This is a genomic window from Altererythrobacter chaiwopuensis, from assembly GCF_054957755.1.
Map to the genome: position 1 here is coordinate 1,441,097 of NZ_JBTXJG010000001.1, position 16,349 is coordinate 1,457,445.

At 61.7% G+C, this 16,349-nt stretch carries 17 protein-coding genes; 8 read left to right on the plus strand and 9 right to left on the minus strand.

Annotated elements, in window-relative coordinates; all coding sequences use genetic code 11:
* Positions 1–15: 15 nt before the first annotated feature.
* The 3 genes from ACX2DJ_RS07100 to ACX2DJ_RS07110 are packed head-to-tail and all read right to left on the minus strand — an operon-like array spanning position 16 to position 2,544.
* Complete coding sequence (locus ACX2DJ_RS07100) at positions 16–324, minus strand: putative quinol monooxygenase (protein WP_462571767.1); 309 nt, start codon at positions 322–324, stop codon at positions 16–18.
* Positions 325–346: 22 nt separating this feature from the next.
* Positions 347–1,717 carry a glutamate--cysteine ligase gene (locus ACX2DJ_RS07105; protein WP_462571768.1) on the minus strand — a complete coding sequence of 457 codons (1,371 nt, stop codon included), beginning with the start codon at positions 1,715–1,717 and terminating at the stop codon, positions 347–349.
* Between the two features lie 41 nt (positions 1,718–1,758).
* On the minus strand, positions 1,759–2,544 hold the full coding sequence (locus ACX2DJ_RS07110; RefSeq protein WP_462571769.1) for a 16S rRNA (uracil(1498)-N(3))-methyltransferase: 786 nt from the start codon (positions 2,542–2,544) through the stop codon (positions 1,759–1,761).
* 46 nt (positions 2,545–2,590) lie between these two features.
* Between ACX2DJ_RS07110 and ACX2DJ_RS07115 the strand changes: the two genes are divergently transcribed.
* From ACX2DJ_RS07115 to ACX2DJ_RS07125, 3 genes are read left to right on the plus strand one after another with little or no spacing between them, the layout of a single operon-like run.
* Positions 2,591–2,989 (plus strand): hypothetical protein, encoded by a 399-nt coding sequence (locus ACX2DJ_RS07115; protein ID WP_462571770.1) that lies wholly within the window; start codon positions 2,591–2,593, stop codon positions 2,987–2,989.
* Entirely contained in the window at positions 2,974–3,876 is a 903-nt protein-coding gene (gene ubiA, locus ACX2DJ_RS07120) for a 4-hydroxybenzoate octaprenyltransferase (RefSeq protein WP_462571771.1), read from the plus strand. Before ACX2DJ_RS07115 ends, ubiA begins: the two co-directional genes overlap by 16 nt.
* 12 nt (positions 3,877–3,888) lie before the next feature.
* Positions 3,889–4,533, plus strand: coding sequence for an SOS response-associated peptidase (locus tag ACX2DJ_RS07125; RefSeq protein WP_462571772.1), 645 nt, complete (start codon positions 3,889–3,891; stop codon positions 4,531–4,533).
* On the opposite strand, the gene ACX2DJ_RS07130 is transcribed toward ACX2DJ_RS07125, so the two are convergent.
* Both ACX2DJ_RS07130 and ACX2DJ_RS07135 read right to left on the minus strand, forming a co-directional pair.
* Positions 4,499–5,776 (minus strand): Xaa-Pro dipeptidase, encoded by a 1,278-nt coding sequence (locus ACX2DJ_RS07130; protein ID WP_462571773.1) that lies wholly within the window; start codon positions 5,774–5,776, stop codon positions 4,499–4,501. The genes ACX2DJ_RS07125 and ACX2DJ_RS07130 overlap by 35 nt on opposite strands.
* A 97-nt stretch (positions 5,777–5,873) precedes the next feature.
* On the minus strand, positions 5,874–6,260 hold the full coding sequence (locus tag ACX2DJ_RS07135; protein ID WP_462571774.1) for a VOC family protein: 387 nt from the start codon (positions 6,258–6,260) through the stop codon (positions 5,874–5,876).
* Positions 6,261–6,407: 147 nt separating this feature from the next.
* Between ACX2DJ_RS07135 and soxR the strand changes: the two genes are divergently transcribed.
* Positions 6,408–6,860 (plus strand): redox-sensitive transcriptional activator SoxR, encoded by a 453-nt coding sequence (gene soxR, locus ACX2DJ_RS07140; RefSeq protein WP_462571775.1) that lies wholly within the window; start codon positions 6,408–6,410, stop codon positions 6,858–6,860.
* Here soxR and ACX2DJ_RS07145 read toward each other — a convergent pair.
* From ACX2DJ_RS07145 to ACX2DJ_RS07160, 4 genes are read right to left on the minus strand one after another with little or no spacing between them, the layout of a single operon-like run.
* The gene (locus ACX2DJ_RS07145; RefSeq protein WP_462571776.1) at positions 6,857–7,384 is read right to left on the minus strand and encodes a SixA phosphatase family protein; all 528 of its coding nucleotides are present in this window, start codon (positions 7,382–7,384) and stop codon (positions 6,857–6,859) included. The genes soxR and ACX2DJ_RS07145 overlap by 4 nt on opposite strands.
* 15 nt (positions 7,385–7,399) lie before the next feature.
* Entirely contained in the window at positions 7,400–10,162 is a 2,763-nt protein-coding gene (locus tag ACX2DJ_RS07150; RefSeq protein ID WP_462571777.1) for an ATP-dependent DNA helicase, read from the minus strand.
* A 48-nt stretch (positions 10,163–10,210) separates the two neighbouring features.
* Positions 10,211–10,978: a MauE/DoxX family redox-associated membrane protein gene (locus tag ACX2DJ_RS07155; RefSeq protein WP_462571778.1), complete on the minus strand. Its 768-nt coding sequence runs from the start codon at positions 10,976–10,978 to the stop codon at positions 10,211–10,213.
* A gap of 12 nt (positions 10,979–10,990) precedes the next feature.
* The gene (locus ACX2DJ_RS07160) at positions 10,991–11,263 is read right to left on the minus strand and encodes a metal-sensitive transcriptional regulator (protein ID WP_462571779.1); all 273 of its coding nucleotides are present in this window, start codon (positions 11,261–11,263) and stop codon (positions 10,991–10,993) included.
* 82 nt (positions 11,264–11,345) lie between these two features.
* On the opposite strand from ACX2DJ_RS07160, the gene ACX2DJ_RS07165 reads away from it, so the two are divergent.
* The 4 genes from ACX2DJ_RS07165 to ACX2DJ_RS07180 all read left to right on the plus strand — a co-directional run bounded on the left by ACX2DJ_RS07165 (position 11,346) and on the right by ACX2DJ_RS07180 (position 16,345).
* A complete protein-coding gene (locus ACX2DJ_RS07165) occupies positions 11,346–13,058 on the plus strand; it encodes a copper resistance system multicopper oxidase (protein ID WP_462571780.1) in 1,713 nt (570 codons plus the stop codon).
* The gene (locus ACX2DJ_RS07170; RefSeq protein ID WP_462571782.1) at positions 13,058–13,978 is read left to right on the plus strand and encodes a copper resistance protein B; all 921 of its coding nucleotides are present in this window, start codon (positions 13,058–13,060) and stop codon (positions 13,976–13,978) included. Before ACX2DJ_RS07165 ends, ACX2DJ_RS07170 begins: the two co-directional genes overlap by 1 nt.
* A gap of 185 nt (positions 13,979–14,163) precedes the next feature.
* The gene (locus ACX2DJ_RS07175) at positions 14,164–14,607 is read left to right on the plus strand and encodes a hypothetical protein (protein ID WP_462571783.1); all 444 of its coding nucleotides are present in this window, start codon (positions 14,164–14,166) and stop codon (positions 14,605–14,607) included.
* Between the two features lie 103 nt (positions 14,608–14,710).
* Positions 14,711–16,345 carry a lysine--tRNA ligase gene (locus tag ACX2DJ_RS07180; RefSeq protein ID WP_462571784.1) on the plus strand — a complete coding sequence of 545 codons (1,635 nt, stop codon included), beginning with the start codon at positions 14,711–14,713 and terminating at the stop codon, positions 16,343–16,345.
* Positions 16,346–16,349 lie beyond the last annotated feature (4 nt).

Here is a 16,349-nt window from a genome sequence, read left to right on the forward strand (position 1 = left end):
CGCGGGGCGGCACGTTCAAAGTGGCTGCCCTTCGTCGGTTTCATAACGTCGCAGGGAGCGCGAAACCGGCGGGTTGGCGGCCATTACCTGCTGGAATGCCGCCATATGCGGCGAATCGAAGTGCGCCATCAACGCTTGCTGATCACGCCACCGCTCAAACACTATCAGTGTATCCGGATCGGCCAGATCCTGCGCAAAAGTGTAATCGAGGCAGCCATCCTCCGCGCGCGAAGCTTGCACCATCTGCACAATAGCAGCGATCACATCAGGTGAGCTGGCAACCGCGCCGGGTGCCAATTGGATTGTGCCGTTAATCTGGATCATGCCGCTTTTCCGCTCAACTTCCCTAGAAACTGTATTTGTAAACCTGCGAGATGTCCTCGCCCCATTCGCCATGATACATGTCAAGCAGGCGTTGCGCCGGCACCTTGCCGCTGTCCACGATCTCATCAAGCGGCTCAAGAAAGCCGGTTTCATTGTCGCCGCTGGAATTGAGCCGCGCACGCGCGTTCAGCCCCTGGCGCGAAATGGCTAGCACCTCTTTGGCAAGATCACGCAGCTTGCCGCCGCCCGGAAGGTTTGCGTCAAGCGCCAGGCGCGGTACCTCACTGCGAAGTTGCTCGCGTTCTTCCATCGACCAGCGCTTGACCAGGTCCCACGCGGCATCGAGCGCACCCTCATCGTAAAGCAGGCCAACCCAGAACGCGGGCAGCGCGCAAATCCGGTTCCACGGACCGCCATCCGCCCCGCGCATCTCGAGGAAGCTTTTGAGGCGGACTTCCGGAAATGCAGTGGAAAGATGGTCGATCCAGTCGCTCTGGCGCGGCAACTCGCCCGGCAGCACCGACAGCTCCCCCTTCAGGAAATCACGGAAGCTCAGCCCGGCTGCGTCGATATATTTGCCGTCGCGGAAGACGAAATACATCGGCACGTCGAGCATGTAGTCGACATATCTTTCATATCCGAAGCTGTCTTCGAACACGAAGGGCAGCATTCCGGTGCGATGCGGATCGGTGTCTGACCAGATATGGCTGCGATAAGACAAAAAGCCGTTGGGTTTGCCTTCGGTGAAGGGTGAATTGGCGAACAGCGCGGTCGCCAGGGGCTGCAGTGCCAGACCCGTGCGGAATTTCTTCACCATGTCGGCTTCGCTCGAATAGTCGAGATTGACCTGTATCGTGCAGGTGCGCAGCATCATGTCGAGGCCGAGATTGCCGACGCGCGGCATGTGCCGCAGCATGATTTCATAACGCCCCTTGGGCATTATGGGCAGTTCTTCCCGCGTCTTGTCGGGCCACATGCCCAGGCCCAGAAAGCCGACCCCGCAGGCTTCGCCGATCTCCTTGACCTGAGCCAGATGACGGCCGGTTTCGGCACAGGTCTGGTGCAGATTTTCGAGCGGCGCACCAGAAAGTTCGAGCTGGCCTGCAGGCTCGAGGCTGACGTTGCCATCATCGCCCTTCATCGCGATGACCTTACCGTTCTCTTCGATCGGCTCCCAACCGAAGCGCTCCAAATTCAGCAGCATGTCGCGGATGCCGCAGGGCTCATCATATGACGGGGCATGGAAATCGCTGCGCTTGTAGACCAGCTTTTCGTGCTCGGTGCCGATGCGCCAGGCAGATTTCGGCTTTTCGCCCAATTGCATCGGCTCGACCAACTGATCGCGCGACTCGATGATGGGCTCTTCTGCCCCGGATGCTTCCCGTGTGCTCATTTCGGTTGCTCTAGAAAACGGACTGGCACTGCGCCAGCAAATTATTCGCGACCAGTCATCGCATTTTCGCGCCAGTCCCCGACGGTCCCCATCCACAGCGCGGTGCCCGCGATAGCGGCGGTTTCGCCGCGCAGGATACGCGGGCCCAGCGTAATCGCGCGCGCCTGATGCAAGCTGCGGATCGCCTCACGTTCTGCCTGATCAAAACCGCCTTCCGGGCCGATCAGCAGCGCTGCGGGGCCGGAATGTGCGGCGAAGCCTGCAATGGCCGGCTCGCCGCCAAGCTCGTCGGCGAAGAACAATGCGCGATCTTGGGGCCATGCTGCCGGCAGCGCGTCAAGTTTCACTGGTTCGAAAATCTCTGGCAGGGCCGTGCGCGCGCATTGCTCGGCAGCCTCGGTCACAATACTGCGCGCGCGGTCGAGGTTGAGCTTGTCCGCCACGCAGCGCCGCGTGATCACCGGCTGGATTCGCGCCACGCCCAGCTCTGTTGCCTTTTCCAGCACCATGTCGAAGCGGTCTTTCTTCAGCAGTGCAGCGCAAAGCCAGAAATCCGGCACTTCCTCGCGCGGGTGGAGCCGCTCGATCACTTCCAGCGCAACGGAGCGTTTCGCTACTTCGTGTGCACGGGCGGCCCATTCGCCGGTCACATTGTCGCACAGGATCACCGTGTCGCCGGTCCCGATCCGCATGACCTTGCCAAGATAATGCGCCTGATTTCCCTCGATCGAAAGGTGCCGTCCTTGGCCCAGTTCCGTGTCGACGAACAGGCGCGGCGCACTGCGCGGGGGCCATTCCGGTTTCCTTGGGCGAGGAGTTGCAGGCATATCTGCGCGTTAGACGAGCGCGCGCGAGGCCGCTAGAGCTAGCGTGATGTCGGCTCGAACTGCTCAATATCTGATTGCGTCCGTATTCCTCTTGCTGGGGGCATGGGCGCTTTTGTTTCCGCGTTCAGTAATCGAACTGGCGGTGACGCCAGAATATCGCGACACTTCCTTTCTCGCACTGTTTGCCCTGGCATGTTTCGGCGCGCAGGCTTGCATCTTCGGACTCATGTCGCTCGTGGTGCGCTATACCAGCCGCGGGTTCCTTACCTTCGCGATCATCCTCGTTCCGTTCTTCGTGTTCGACTGGTATTTTCACAGCGTTGTGCCGGTGCTCAATTCGATCGGCATGCTCGACCTCGTTGGCAATGTGGTGATGTTCGGACTAGCGATTTATGGCTGGAAACAGGCAAAGGCTGAAGAAGCAGGTGCATGGACGAACAGATAGTCCCGGATAGCGAACATCGCGGAATCATTGCGCGCCTGCCGCAAATGCCCAGGGATCTTGCGCAACTGGCACGGTTCGACCGGCCGATCGGCTGGTGGCTGCTGTTCTGGCCGTGCCTGTGGGGCGTGTGGCTGGCCGGTGCAGGGCTGCAATGGCAGCTCGCGGCTTGGCTATTGCTGGGCAGCATTGCCATGCGGGGGGCAGGCTGCGTCTACAACGACATCGTAGATGCCGATCTTGATCGCAAGGTGGCCCGCACCGCGCTGCGTCCGGTTGCGAGTGGGCGGGTCAGCCGGAAACTGGCGTGGGGCTGGTTGCTCGCGCTGTGCCTGATCGGTCTCCTCGTGCTCCTGCAATTGCGGCTCGAAGCGCAAGCAGTGGCGCTTTCCAGCCTGGCGCTGGTCGCGGCCTATCCGTTCATGAAGCGAATTACCTGGTGGCCGCAGGCGTGGCTGGGGCTGGTGTTCAGCTGGGGGCTGCCAGTGGGCTGGGTGGCGCTGCGCGGTGACAATTGGGATGCACTCGCGGCGGTTTATGCCGGAACAATATTTTGGATCATCGGCTATGACACGATCTACGCCCTGCAAGACCGCGAGGATGACGCGCTGGTCGGGATCCGCTCATCCGCCTTGCGCCTGGGCGACCGGGTACGCAGCGGGACAACCATGTTCTACGTGCTCGCCGTGGCGCTTTGGGGGCTGGGCTTCTGGCTCTACCGGCCTGACTGGATAGCGCTGCTGACCTTGCTGCCGGTGGCGGTCCATCTGGCTTGGCAGGTGGCGACGCTTGACAGCGGGGATGGCGGCAATGCGCTCGAGCGTTTCCGCTCGAACCGGCTGGCGGGCGCGCTGATGGCGGCGGCGTGTTTCGTGGTCGGCAATGCCTGAGGGCTGGGCCAGATGTGCAATCTCTATCGTATGACCAAGGCTCCGAGCGAAGTGGCGCACTGGTTCGATGCGGCGGAAATGCCCAGCGGCGCGAATTTTGGAGCGGAAGTCTATCCCGGCTATCCTGGACTGGTCGTGGCCGATGGGCAGCTAAGGCAGATGAGCTGGGGCTTCCCGCTGCAGATGAAAGGCAAGAGCGGCCAGCCGCTGAAGCCCAAGCCGGTCAACAATACCCGCACCGACAAGCTCGACAGCTTCTTCTGGCGCCATTCGTTTGAGCAGCGCCGCTGCCTCATCCCGATCACCGCCTGGGCCGAGGCCGAAGGCCCCAAGGGGGGCAAGACGCGCAGCTGGCTCTCGCTGCCGGGCGATGAATTGTTCGCCTGTGCGGGCATCTGGCGGAATAGCGACGAATGGGGCGATTGCTACTCGATGGTGATGACCGACGCGGCTGGCATGGCGGCTGAAGTGCACACCCGCATGCCGGTGATCGTTTCGTGCGAGGATTATGGTGTGTGGGTGGGTAGCGATATTGAGGCGGCACGCGCGCTCTGCCGCCCGTGGCAGGGCGGCCTTGCGCTGGAACGTACCGCCCAGCCCTGGGCGGGCGGCGCGGCGGCGGTTAGTCCGCCTTCACCAACCGACCGCCCTTCATAACGACATCGATATCGGCCAGCTCGCCGACATCGGCCAGCGGATCTCCATCAACCGCGATAAAATCGGCCCAGGCACCTGGCTTGACCACACCCACTTGGCCCACCTGGCCAAGCGCTTCGGCGGCATTCACAGTTGCCGCGCGGATCGCCTCGATCGGTGTCATCCCGTATTCCACCATCACGCGGAACTGCCCCCCGATCAGTTCATGCGGCATCACGCCTGCGTCACTGGCGAAGACCATCTTCACCCCGGCCTTGTGCGCCTTGCGGAAATTGTCACGCTGGATCTGCGCGATCTCGCGGTCCTTGCGCAGATTCTCCTCAAGCACGCCGTTCGCCTCACCGGCAGCCTGGGTGTAATCGGTATTGAAGATGTCCATACTGAAATAGGTGCCGCGCTGCGCCGCCAGCTTGATCCCTTCATCATCGACCAGGCTGGCATGTTCGATCGTGTCGATCCCGGCGCGTATCGCGTGCTTGATACCTTCAGCCCCATGCGCATGGGCGGCAGTCTTGAGACCCCAGAAATGCGCCTCTTCAGCGATGGCGCGAAGCTCTTCTTCATGCAGCTGTGCCTGCCCCGGCTCGGTATTGCGCGAGAATACCCCGCCGGTTGCGCAGACCTTGATCACTTCGGCGCCATATTTGCGTTGTTCGCGCACGCGCACGCGAAATTCTTGCGGGCTGTCTGCCACGCCGGGGCTCCTGGCTCCGAAGCTGGGTGGGAGGAAAGTTTCGTCGCAATGCCCGCCGGTGGCGCCGAGCGCATAGTTCCCATTGACAATGCGCGGTCCGGGAATCCAGCCTTCCTCGATTGCCTGGTCAATGCCGGCGACATTGTAATCGTCGTCGCCAAGGTTGCGAACCGTGGTGAAGCCGGCATGAAGCATCCGGCGTGCATTCTCCACGCCCAGAACCGCGGCAAAGCGGTCAGTGAATTGCAGGCTCGAATAGCCGCCATATTCCGGCCTGCCGTCCAGATGCACATGCATGTCGATCAGGCCGGGCAGGATCGTGTGACCGGAAAGGGCGATCACCTCTGAGCCTTCTGGAGCAGTCCCGCCCGATTGGACACTTACGACCTTTCCATCTTCGACCGCGATCAATGGCGCTTCGATATAGCGCCCGCTTTCCACATCCAGCAGGCGATCGCCCGTGACATAGGTGGTTTCAGCTACGGCAGGTGTCGCGGCCAGGCTCAACAGCGAGACGGCGACGGCGGTCGAAAACTTGAATGCGTACAAGGCTTGGATACTCCCGTTGGTTCCTTTGCGCCCTGTTTGGCAGCAAGTTGGCGATTTGCAAATGGCCGGAACATCGGTTGGCGCAGGATCGGCTCGTTCATGGGGTTTGGTCTGCATAGCTGACCACTTCGAATTCAATACCGTCCCAGTCGATGAAATAGAAAGTCGACGGGCCGGGATTATAGGCCCCGTGATTGAACGGCTCGAGGCCAGCTTCCAAAACGGTCTTCTCTGCGGCGGCCAAGTCATCAACCTGTAGCCCGACATGGCTGAGCGGCTGGCCCTTGGCAAATTCGCCGGTGACCTGGTCATTGGTGTAAAGCGCCAGATAGGCGGTGTCGCTGCCGACATGGATGGTGCGGCCATTGTTCATTGATGGCCCCTCCCACCGAATGTGCCAGCCGCACAGGTCCATCAGCAAAGCGGCCGAGCGGGCAGGGTTGGTGACGGTCACATTGACGTGTTCAAGTTTGGCTATGGACATTGAATTCTCCTGAATTTGCTAAGCTGGCAATGCCCGTTTCCACCAGGCGCGAAAGGAGCGCTGGCGGGTACGAATCATCGCATTTGCCGATCGTGCAATCTCAAGCTAAGTTGAGGTCAAGTTATTTTCTCACGAGGGGTTCGGGCCATGCCGCGCAAGCTGAGCAAGAATGATTTTCTTCCCATTGGCGATCTTGCGCGCCGCACCGGCCTGTCGGTTTCCGCAATTCGCTTCTATGAGGAAAAGGGCCTGGTTGAGCCGATCCGCACTAGCGGCAACCAGCGGCGCTTCCTGCGCAGCGACATCCGCCGGTTGAGCTTCATCCTGATTGCGCAGCAACTGGGGCTGGCGCTATCGGAGATCGAAACAGAGCTGGCAAAGCTGCCGCATGGCCGCACGCCAACCGCAGGCGACTGGCAAGCCATCAGCCATTCGATCCGCGGGCAACTCGACCGCAAGATTGCGCAGCTCGAGCGGACCCGCGCCAAGCTAGACGGTTGCATCGGCTGCGGGTGCCTAAGCCTCAGCCATTGCCAGCTCTACAACAAGGACGACCACCTGAGTGCTGAAGGGCCGGGCCCAAGGCATGTGCTGGATTAGACCTCAGGCCCGAGCTCCGGATCAAGATCGCGTGGCCGGGCGAAATAGACCAGCTTACCGCAGCCCGGCTTGAGCTGTGACCAGTCATCGATATCGAGTTCGAACACGGCATAGGATGCGGTCGGAAACTTGCGCGCGGCTTCGAAAAACAGCTCGTTTTCATTGGCGTGAGTGACGAGCTCGAACAGAACCTCCTGCAAGCCGGGATTGTGGCCGGAAACCAGCACTGTGCCCGCATCGCCAGCATGGTCGGCGATCGTTTCCAGGATCGTGTCGGAGCTCGCAAGATAAAGCCGCTGATCATATTCCACCTCAGCGCCCGGCATGGCGGATACAAGTGTCTCCTTGTTTCGCACCGCAGGGCTGGCGACGATTACGTCCCATTTGATGCCGTGCTTGCGAATGTGATCGCCCATCAGCGCGGCTCCCCTGCGCCCGCGATCATTGAGCCCGCGATCGAAATCGCGCTTTGCCATGTCATCCCAGTCGGATTTGGCGTGCCGGAAAAGACCAAGGATCTTCATGACAGCAATCTCACGTCAGGATGCGTCCTTTCCAGCCGGTTCGGCGATTCCGGCTTGTGCAGTGTGATAGCCCGAAACACCAGCTTCAACTCGTTGTAAAGCTTCCTCAAGCGTCAAGCGGATGACAGGCGTTCCTTCCGGGAAAGCGGTCAGCAGGCGGCTGGGGAAGGCGGGTGAGAGCACAATGAAATGCCCTGCATCTCCCTTGCTGCGGATCAGCCTGCCGAACGCCTGCGCCAGCCGCGCACGGATGATCCGGTCATCATAGGCGCTGCCGCCGCCCGCCAACCGCCGCGCCTTGTGCAATATGTCAGGGCGGGGCCAGGGCACTTGCTCCATTACCACGCAGCGCAGCGAATGGCCGGGCACATCCACCCCGTCACGCAAGGCATCGGTGCCCAGCAGTGAGGCGCGCGGATCATCGCGGAAAATATCCACCAGCGTGCCGGTGTCGATCGGGTCGACATGCTGCGCGTATAGGGGCAGCCCGCCGCGAGCGAGACGATCGGCAATGCGGCCATGCACCGCACGCATCCGGCGGATCGCAGTGAACAGGCCCAGCACGCCGCCCTGAGAGGCTTCGATCAATCGGGCATATGCACCGGCAAGCGCGGGCAGATCGCCCTTCTTGATGTCAGTAATGATAAGCACTTCGGACCGGCTGGCATAATCGAACGGGCTTTCGGCAGCCGTTGTGAGAGGCGGCGCATCGAGATAGGCCGCACCTGACCGTGCCATTGCGCTATCCCACTCGGGCCCGGTCGCACCGCGGTCAGTCAACGTGGCGCTGGTCAGCATCACACCATGAGACGGTTCCAGCACAGCCTTGGCAAAGGGCTTCATCGGATCGAGCCAATGGCGGTGGATCCCGACATCGAATTCGCGCGCATCCGAGCGTTCAACTGCAAGCCAATCGACGTATTCAGGATCTGCTGGCCCCGCCAGGCGATCAAGCAGTGCCTCCCAAGCTGCCAGCGTATCGATCCGCCAGGCGAGCGAATGGCGCGCGCCCTCGATCCGTGCTCGCCCCTGGGTGTCGAGCCAATCGGGAGCATCCTCCAGCACTGCCTCCAGCCTGGTCGTGAGTTTAATCAGCGGGCCCCTGATTGCTGCGAGGGCTTCCTCTGCCTTGCCAGCGGCCTCGATAAGATCGCCGGGGAGCGAGGCGGCTTCCGTTTCGATGCCATAGCCTGCTTCCTGCCCGCCGGATTCGTCGCGCGCGTAGGTGGCAGCACGCACCGCCGCGAGCAGCGCCTCGATCGGTCCTGAGGGCGCGCCTTCATTGAGCCGCTGCAGCCAGCCATCGCCCGGCAGGGCATGTGCGGCCTCGACAGCGGCTTCCACCGCTCTGCCGCCTGCTTCGTCATAGCTGGCAACATCGGCGAGGCGGGCGGCCAGCCCCCGCCGCCGACCCCGGTTCTTGCGTTCAGGGCCGATAATCCATCGCCTCAGCTCGATCGTTTCCTGCCCGGTCAGCGCGGCGGCAAAAGTCGAATCCGCCGCTTCGAACACGTGGTGCCCCTCATCGAAGATAATGCGTGTCGGGCGCTGGGCATGATCCCGACCCCCTCCGAATCCGGCGCGCGCAGCATTGACCATCACCAGTGCATGGTTGGCGATGACAAGATCTGCCTGCGCAGAGCTGCGCGCGGCGCGCTCAATGAAGCATTTGCGGTAATGCGGGCAGCCGGCATAGACGCACTCGCCGCGCTGGTCAGTCAGCGCAGCGATCCCGCGCTTGCGGAACAGTGTGCCAAGCCAGCCGGGCAGATCGCCGCCGACCATGTCCCCATCCTGGCTGAACGCGGCCCAGCGTGCCACCAACTGGGCCAGGATCGCCGCGCGCCCGCTAAAGCCACCTTGCAGGGCATCTTCCAGATTGAGCAGGCACAGGTAATTCTCGCGCCCCTTGCGCACTACCACCGGCTTTGACCCGTCGGCACGCTGCGCGGGCCAGGCGCGGCGGCTTTCCTGCCGCAGCTGGCGTTGAAGGTTCTTGGTGTAGGTTGAAACCCACACCGTGCCGCCCGAACCCTCTGCCCACAGCGATGCCGGGGCAAGATAGCCGAGCGTCTTGCCGATTCCCGTGCCTGCCTGCGCCAGCAAAAGATGCGGACTGCCGCGCCTGTCACGCGGAGCAAAAACCTGTGCCACATCACGGGCGTAGGCTTGTTGGCCCGCGCGCTTCTCGGCCGCTTCGCCGGTCAGAGTATCAAGTCTTGCGCTCACGGCATCGCTGGCCAGTTCGATCTGGCGCGGGGCAGGGCGTTCGGGCGCGTCCTCCCATTCGGGGCGCCTGGAGAACAGCCATTTCTCGGCGCGCTCTGGCCGCGCGATATGCGCGGCCAATACCTGCGCCCATGGCCAGCGCAGTTTGACCAGGTTTTGCAGCGCGCTCCACGCGCCCTCGCGCTCAGGCCAGTGCTCGCTTGCGCAAGCTGCGATCAACGCGCCCGCCGCCAGCTGAAGGAAGGCCGGGACATGCTCGTCGCCATCCGGCTCGCCCAGATCCAGTGCCTCGGCCAGCCCGCGCGGGGTTGGCACACAGAACCGCGCTGGATGGACGAAGGCGAAAAGTTCAAGCAGGTCGAGCCCGGAAAGGTCGGGATATCCCAGCCGATTGGCAACCAGCGGCGCATTGAGCAGCAGCAGCGGGGTATCCGCCGCCGCCATGATGGCATCGCCCTTGGATACGGTTTGCGTCGCACCGCTGGCCGTCTTCAGCCATGTGCCGGAATGGCTCGCGTGCAGCGCGGGTAGGGGGAGCGGAGAAGACACCGCGCCAACGATAGAACGCGGGGCGAATGGCTGGCAAGGTGGCTGAGGCTACATTGCCCCCATCGGCGCGCCTTCTATCCACTTTGTCAGCATCCACACCGCCATGCCGATCATGAACAGGTTCTCGGTCAGCGAGACGAAGCCCAGCGGCACGTTGGAATCCCCGCCGACACAGGCGCATTTCAGCTCGCGCTTGTCGATATAGACCTCCTTGAACACGCTCACCGCGCCAATCGTGCCGATGAACAGCGCCACCGGGATCGAAAGCCAATCGAGCGCCTGTGCGGTCATCAACACGCCCGCCAACCCTTCGGCGAACGGGTAGATATAGGCATAGGGCACCCAGCGCCGCGCGAGCAGATCGTAATTGAGGAACATGGTCGAAAAACTCTCGACATCGCGCAGCTTGAGATAGGCCAGCCCGCACATCGAGAAGCTGACGAACCATTCAGCCGCCAGGATGGAGAGCGGGCGGCCCGTGGTGACATAGGCTGCCGCCAGCGCCATCGCCGCCATCATCGCAAACAGCACGATCACCGGGCGATAGGTCGTCTCGCCCTTTTTGAGCACATGGCGACCAAAATGCTCGCGCAGGTCGGTATATCCGCCGATCCGCTCACCCGCGATCCACGCCTGCGGGGTGGTCGAAACACCGTGCTCGTCCTTGAATGCATCGGTTTCAGGGCGAGTGGTCAGGTGGTGGTCGTCCACCTGATAGCCTTGGTTTTCGAGCAGCCACTTGGCCTTGAGCCCAGAGGGGCACAGGTGATCGGGCATCACCATGCGATAGAGTGTAGCGGTCTTGGCAGAGGTCATCGGTTTGTCGCCTTATTTGCGCGATCGGTTCATCAGGTCGACCAGCTCTTCGAACTTCTGGCGCTGTTCGGCTTCGTCGCCGCTGGCAATTGCCTCAGCGACGCAGCACGCGGCGTGATCCTTGAGGATCTGGCTTTCGACCTGCACCAGCGCAGACTTGATCGCCTGGATCTGATGCAGGATGTCGATGCAATATCGATCATTCTCGATCATGTTGGCGACGCCGCGCACCTGTCCGGCGATGCGGTTCAGCCGGTTGATCTTTGCACTGTTTGCATTGGCCATTACACAAGCACCTATTGAAATACCCTATGGGGGTATATATGTGGGCTGGAACTAAACGGTTCAAGGCAGCGTATAAGATTTTATGGCAATCCATCTAAACCGCCGGAATTTCATTGGATCAACCGCCGCGCTGGCCGCCGCGGCGGGTTTGCCCATGCCCGCCTGGGCAAAAGGCGTGTCGTTGTCGCATGCAAGGCGCGGCTTTGGCGAAGTTTCGGGCGAGGATATCCGCCTGACTATTGCCGAACATCACTTTACGACCGGTCGCCGCGCGGGGCATGCAATTGCCGTTAACGGCAGTGTGCCGGGGCCGCTGATCCGCCTTCGCGAAGGCCAGGACGTGCGGCTTCATGTGACCAATAGTCTTGAGGAAGACAGCTCGATCCACTGGCACGGGCTGCTCTTGCCGTTCCAGTTTGACGGGGTGCCGGGGGTGAGCTTTCCGGGCATCGCGCCGGGTGAGACCTTCACCTATGAATTCCCGATCCGCCAACATGGCACCTACTGGTGGCACAGCCATTCAGGGCTGCAGGAGCAAGCGGGGCATTACGGTCCGCTGGTGATCGAAAGCGGGGAGCCCGATCCGCGTTATGACCGCGATTATGTGGTGTTGCTGAGCGAGTTCACCCCGATCCATCCTCATGAAATCATGCGCAAACTGAAGGTTGGCGAGCACTATTTCAACCGCCAGATGCTGACCGCGACAGAAGGGAACCTAAGCGGGGCAGAACGCCGCATGTGGGGCCAGATGCGGATGAACCCGCGCGACATCGCCGATGTTTCGGGCAGCACCTACACTTATCTTATCAACGGGCATGGGCCAGCTGACAATCTGGCACTTGAATTCAGGCCGGGCGAACGGGTGCGGCTGCGGATCATCAATGGCAGTGCGATGACCTTCTTCAATGTCCGCATTCCAGGCGTGCCGATGACGGTGATCGCGGCTGACGGGGTGGACGTGGCCGAAGTGGAGGTGGACGAATTCCAGATCGGAACCGCTGAAACCTACGATGTCATTGTCAGCCCGCCCGATGGCAGCCATGCATTGGTGGCCGAAGCGATGGACCGCAGCGGCATGGGCGTTGCCAGCCTGACCTCGCGCGCTCCCGGTTCTGGGGCCAATATCGCCACCCCGCCGCCGCTGCGCGAGGTTCCCACCTTGACCATGGTCGATATGGGCATGGGTAGCATGGATCATTCCGCGCATGGTGGCGGGCATACGATGGACAACTCCATGCGCGATACCTCGCTGCTGCCCGATGACGTGAAGGTCGGCCCCGGTATCGACATGGTTGCGCCGATGCCGGCCGACCGAATGGACTTTCCCGGCCTGGGCCTCGACACAGTAAAGCACCGTGTGCTGCGTTACACCGATCTCAAGGCCGCGCGGATGAACCCGCATCGCGAGATCGAGCGCGAGCTGGAAATCCACCTCACCGGCAATATGGAACGGTATATGTGGTCGTTCGACGGCAAGAGCTTTTCCGCCGTCACCGACGATCCGATCCGCTTCGGCTATGACGAGCGGGTGCGGGTGAAGCTGGTCAACAACACGATGATGGCGCACCCGATCCATTTGCACGGCCATTTCTTCGAACTGGTCAACGGCGCGGACCATATGCACCAGCCGCTCAAGCACACTGTGGTGGTGCAACCGGGCGGCAGTGCCACTTTTGACCTTACCGCCAACGAACCGGGCGACTGGGCCTTCCACTGCCATCTGCTCTATCACATGCATGCAGGCATGATGCAGGTGGTGACGGTGCGGCCCTTTCCGCACGGGGAGCACCATTGATGCGCGCGCTCCTGCTTGCCGGTGCGGCGCTGGTCGCCTCCCCTGCCGCCGCGCAGGACCATTCCGCGCATGATCACTCCGCCACCCCAGCGGCGCAGGAAGCCGCCCCGCCGGAAGACCATTCGCAGCACACCATGCCGATGGACGACAAGTCAGCCCCCGGCGCTGCGCCCGAAAACGCCGTGCCGCCGCGCGCGCTCGAAGGACCGCTTCATGCCGCCGACTCGATCTGGGGTGAGGGTGCCATGGCCGCCGCACGCGATGCCGAACGCCGCATGCATGGCGCGATGAGTACCGGCACGCTGCTGGTTGAACGGCTCGAGGCGCGCCTTCCTGTCGAAGGTGGCGAAGAAGGCTATCTGTGGGACGCGCAGGGCTGGTACGGCAACGATATAGACAAGTTCGTGCTCAAGTCAGAGGGAGAGGGAGCATTCGGTGGCTCGGTGGAAGATGCCGAAATACAGGCGTTGTGGGGCCATGCGATCGGCCCTTACTTCGACCTGCAAGCGGGTGTGCGGCTTGATCTGGAACCGGAAACCCGCAGCCATCTGGCGCTGGGAGTGCAGGGCCTTGCCCCCTACATGTTTCATGTCGATCTGGCGGCCTTCCTGTCCGATCGCGGCGATGTGACCGCGCGGCTGGAAGGCGAATATGACCAGAAAATCACCCAGCGGCTGATCCTGCAACCGCGCGTTGAGCTGGAACTGGCCGCACAGGATATTCCCGAACGCGGGATCGGTGCGGGAATCACCAAGATCGAGCCGGGGCTGCGCCTGCGTTATGAGATCGTGCGCGAGTTCGCCCCCTACGTTGGCGTGGAATACGAGGCAAAGCTGGGTGAGACGGCGGACATTGCCCGCGCCGAAGGCGAGGATCCCAGCGGCTTCAAGTTCCTGATCGGGGTGCGCGCCTGGTTTTAGGGTCAGAACCCCGGGCGCTGGGCGCCGAGTAGCGCGCTTGACTCATTATTGTTAACGTGGAATCTCCCGCAGATTGTAACAGGGTTGCCAAGCATAAGCTTGTTCACACGCGTTCAAGGCGCGTGCGGGTGGGGGCAATATGCAATGTCTGCTTCGGGCCGCATAACCGACAGGAGACAATGATAATGAGTAATATCCTACGTATCGGCGCGCTCGCAATCTGCCTTGCCATTCCGGGCATCGCCCATGCCGGCACCGCAACCTACACCACTACAGGCGGTCCTGAAAAAACGGTCGGGACAGACCAGTACCAGGGCAGCTATCAGGACGGCACCTCAGTGGTGACCTTTTCCGATGGCTCCAAGGTCAGCGAGAAGTGGACCTGCATCGGCGTGTCGCAGCCGCCCAATGCCAAGGTGTTCGACTTTCACTTCGCCTGCAATTCCAGCTCGGATGCAGGCAGCTATTCGATGATCTTTGGCTGCAACAATGTTCCCGGCGGAAATGGAATGCAGGGCTGCGTCGGTGGCCTCAACGGCAAGACCGGCCGCTATGCCGGAAAGAACGGCGCGACCACCTGGTCGGGCACCGGCGGCACCGGAACCGGCACAATGCAATGGACCGATTGAGCTGAACAGCGCATGGAGGGGTCGGTCTGCCGACCGACCCCTTCCTTCGCGCCTGCAACATGGCGCTTGCAACGCGGCGCGGCATGCGCAAGAGGCAGCGCGCATGAGCATGAACGATCTGATCGCCGCCGCACGCGTAAACAAGGCCTGGCCGTTTCAAGAGGCCCAGCGGCTGCTCAAACGCTATCCCGATGGCACCAGACCTGATGGCTCGCCGGTGCTGTTCGAAACCGGTTATGGCCCGTCAGGCCTGCCGCATATCGGCACCTTTCAGGAAGTGCTGCGCACCACGCTGGTGCGCCGCGCATTCGAAGCGATGATCGGTGCAAAGCCCGAGGACGGCAAGACGCGGCTGGTGGCCTTCAGCGACGACATGGATGGGCTGCGCAAAGTGCCCGACAATATCCCGCAACAGAAGATGGTGGCCGCGCATCTCGGCATGCCCTTGAGCCGCATCCCCGATCCGTTCGAGAAGGGGCACGAGAGCTTTGCCGCGCACAACAACGCCATGCTGCGCGCCTTCCTTGACCGGTTCGGCTTCGAATATGAATTCGTCGCATCGAACGACATGTATAATTCGGGCCGTTTCGATCCAGCGCTGAAGCAGGTGCTGCGCTGCAATCAGGCGATTCTCGACATCATGCTGCCAACCCTGCGTGAGGAACGGCGGCAAAGCTATTCGCCGGTGCTGCCAATTTCACCCAGCACGGGCCGTGTATTGCAGGTGCCGGTTGAAGTGGTCGATCCTGAAGCCGGGCTGATCCGTTTTGCCGATGAAGATGGCAGCATGGTCGAACAGAGCGCGCTGGGCGGCATGTCCAAGCTGCAATGGAAGGTCGACTGGGCGATGCGCTGGTATGCGCTGGGCGTCGATTACGAGATGTATGGCAAGGACCTGACCGATAGCGGCGTTCAATCGGGCCGCATCGTCAATGTGCTGGGCGGCCGCAAACCAGAAGGCCTGATCTACGAGCTGTTTCTTGACGAAAAGGGCGAGAAGATATCCAAGTCGAAGGGCAATGGCCTGACGATCGAACAATGGCTGACCTATGGCAGCGAAGAAAGCCTGGGTTTCTATATCTTTCCCAATCCCAAGAGTGCCAAGAGCTTGCACCCCGGCGTGATTCCGCGCGCGGTTGACGATTACTGGCAGTTCCGCGCTGCGCTGGGCGAGCAGGAGCTCGACAAGCAACTTGGCAACCCGGTGTGGCACCTGCTGCGCGCCAATGGCGGGTTTGAAGCTGACGAAGCGCCGGGCGCAGGCGATACCTTGCCGGTTACCTATGGCTTGCTGCTCAATCTGGTTGGCGTGCTGGGAGCCGAAGCCGATCGCGATTCCGTGTGGTCATATCTTGCCAATTACGTCGAAGATGCAGATCCGGCCAGGCACCCGGAGCTGGATGTTCTGGTAGGCACGGCGCTTGCCTATAATCGCGATTTCGTCGCGCCAACGCTCATCAAGCGTGCTCCGACCGAGAATGAACGCGACGCCCTGAAAGCGCTCGATTGCGCACTGCAGGTGATGGCGTCCGACATGCCCGCTGAAGAGATCCAGACCATCATCTATGAAATCGGCAAGCGTGAGGAGTTTGGCTTCGGGAATCTGCGCGAATGGTTCAAGTGCCTGTATGAGATCCTGCTCGGCAGCGAACAGGGCCCGCGCATGGGCAGCTTCATCGCGCTCTACGGGATCGAGAATTCGCGCAAGCTGATCGCTGAGGCGCTGGAGCGCAGCTAACGCC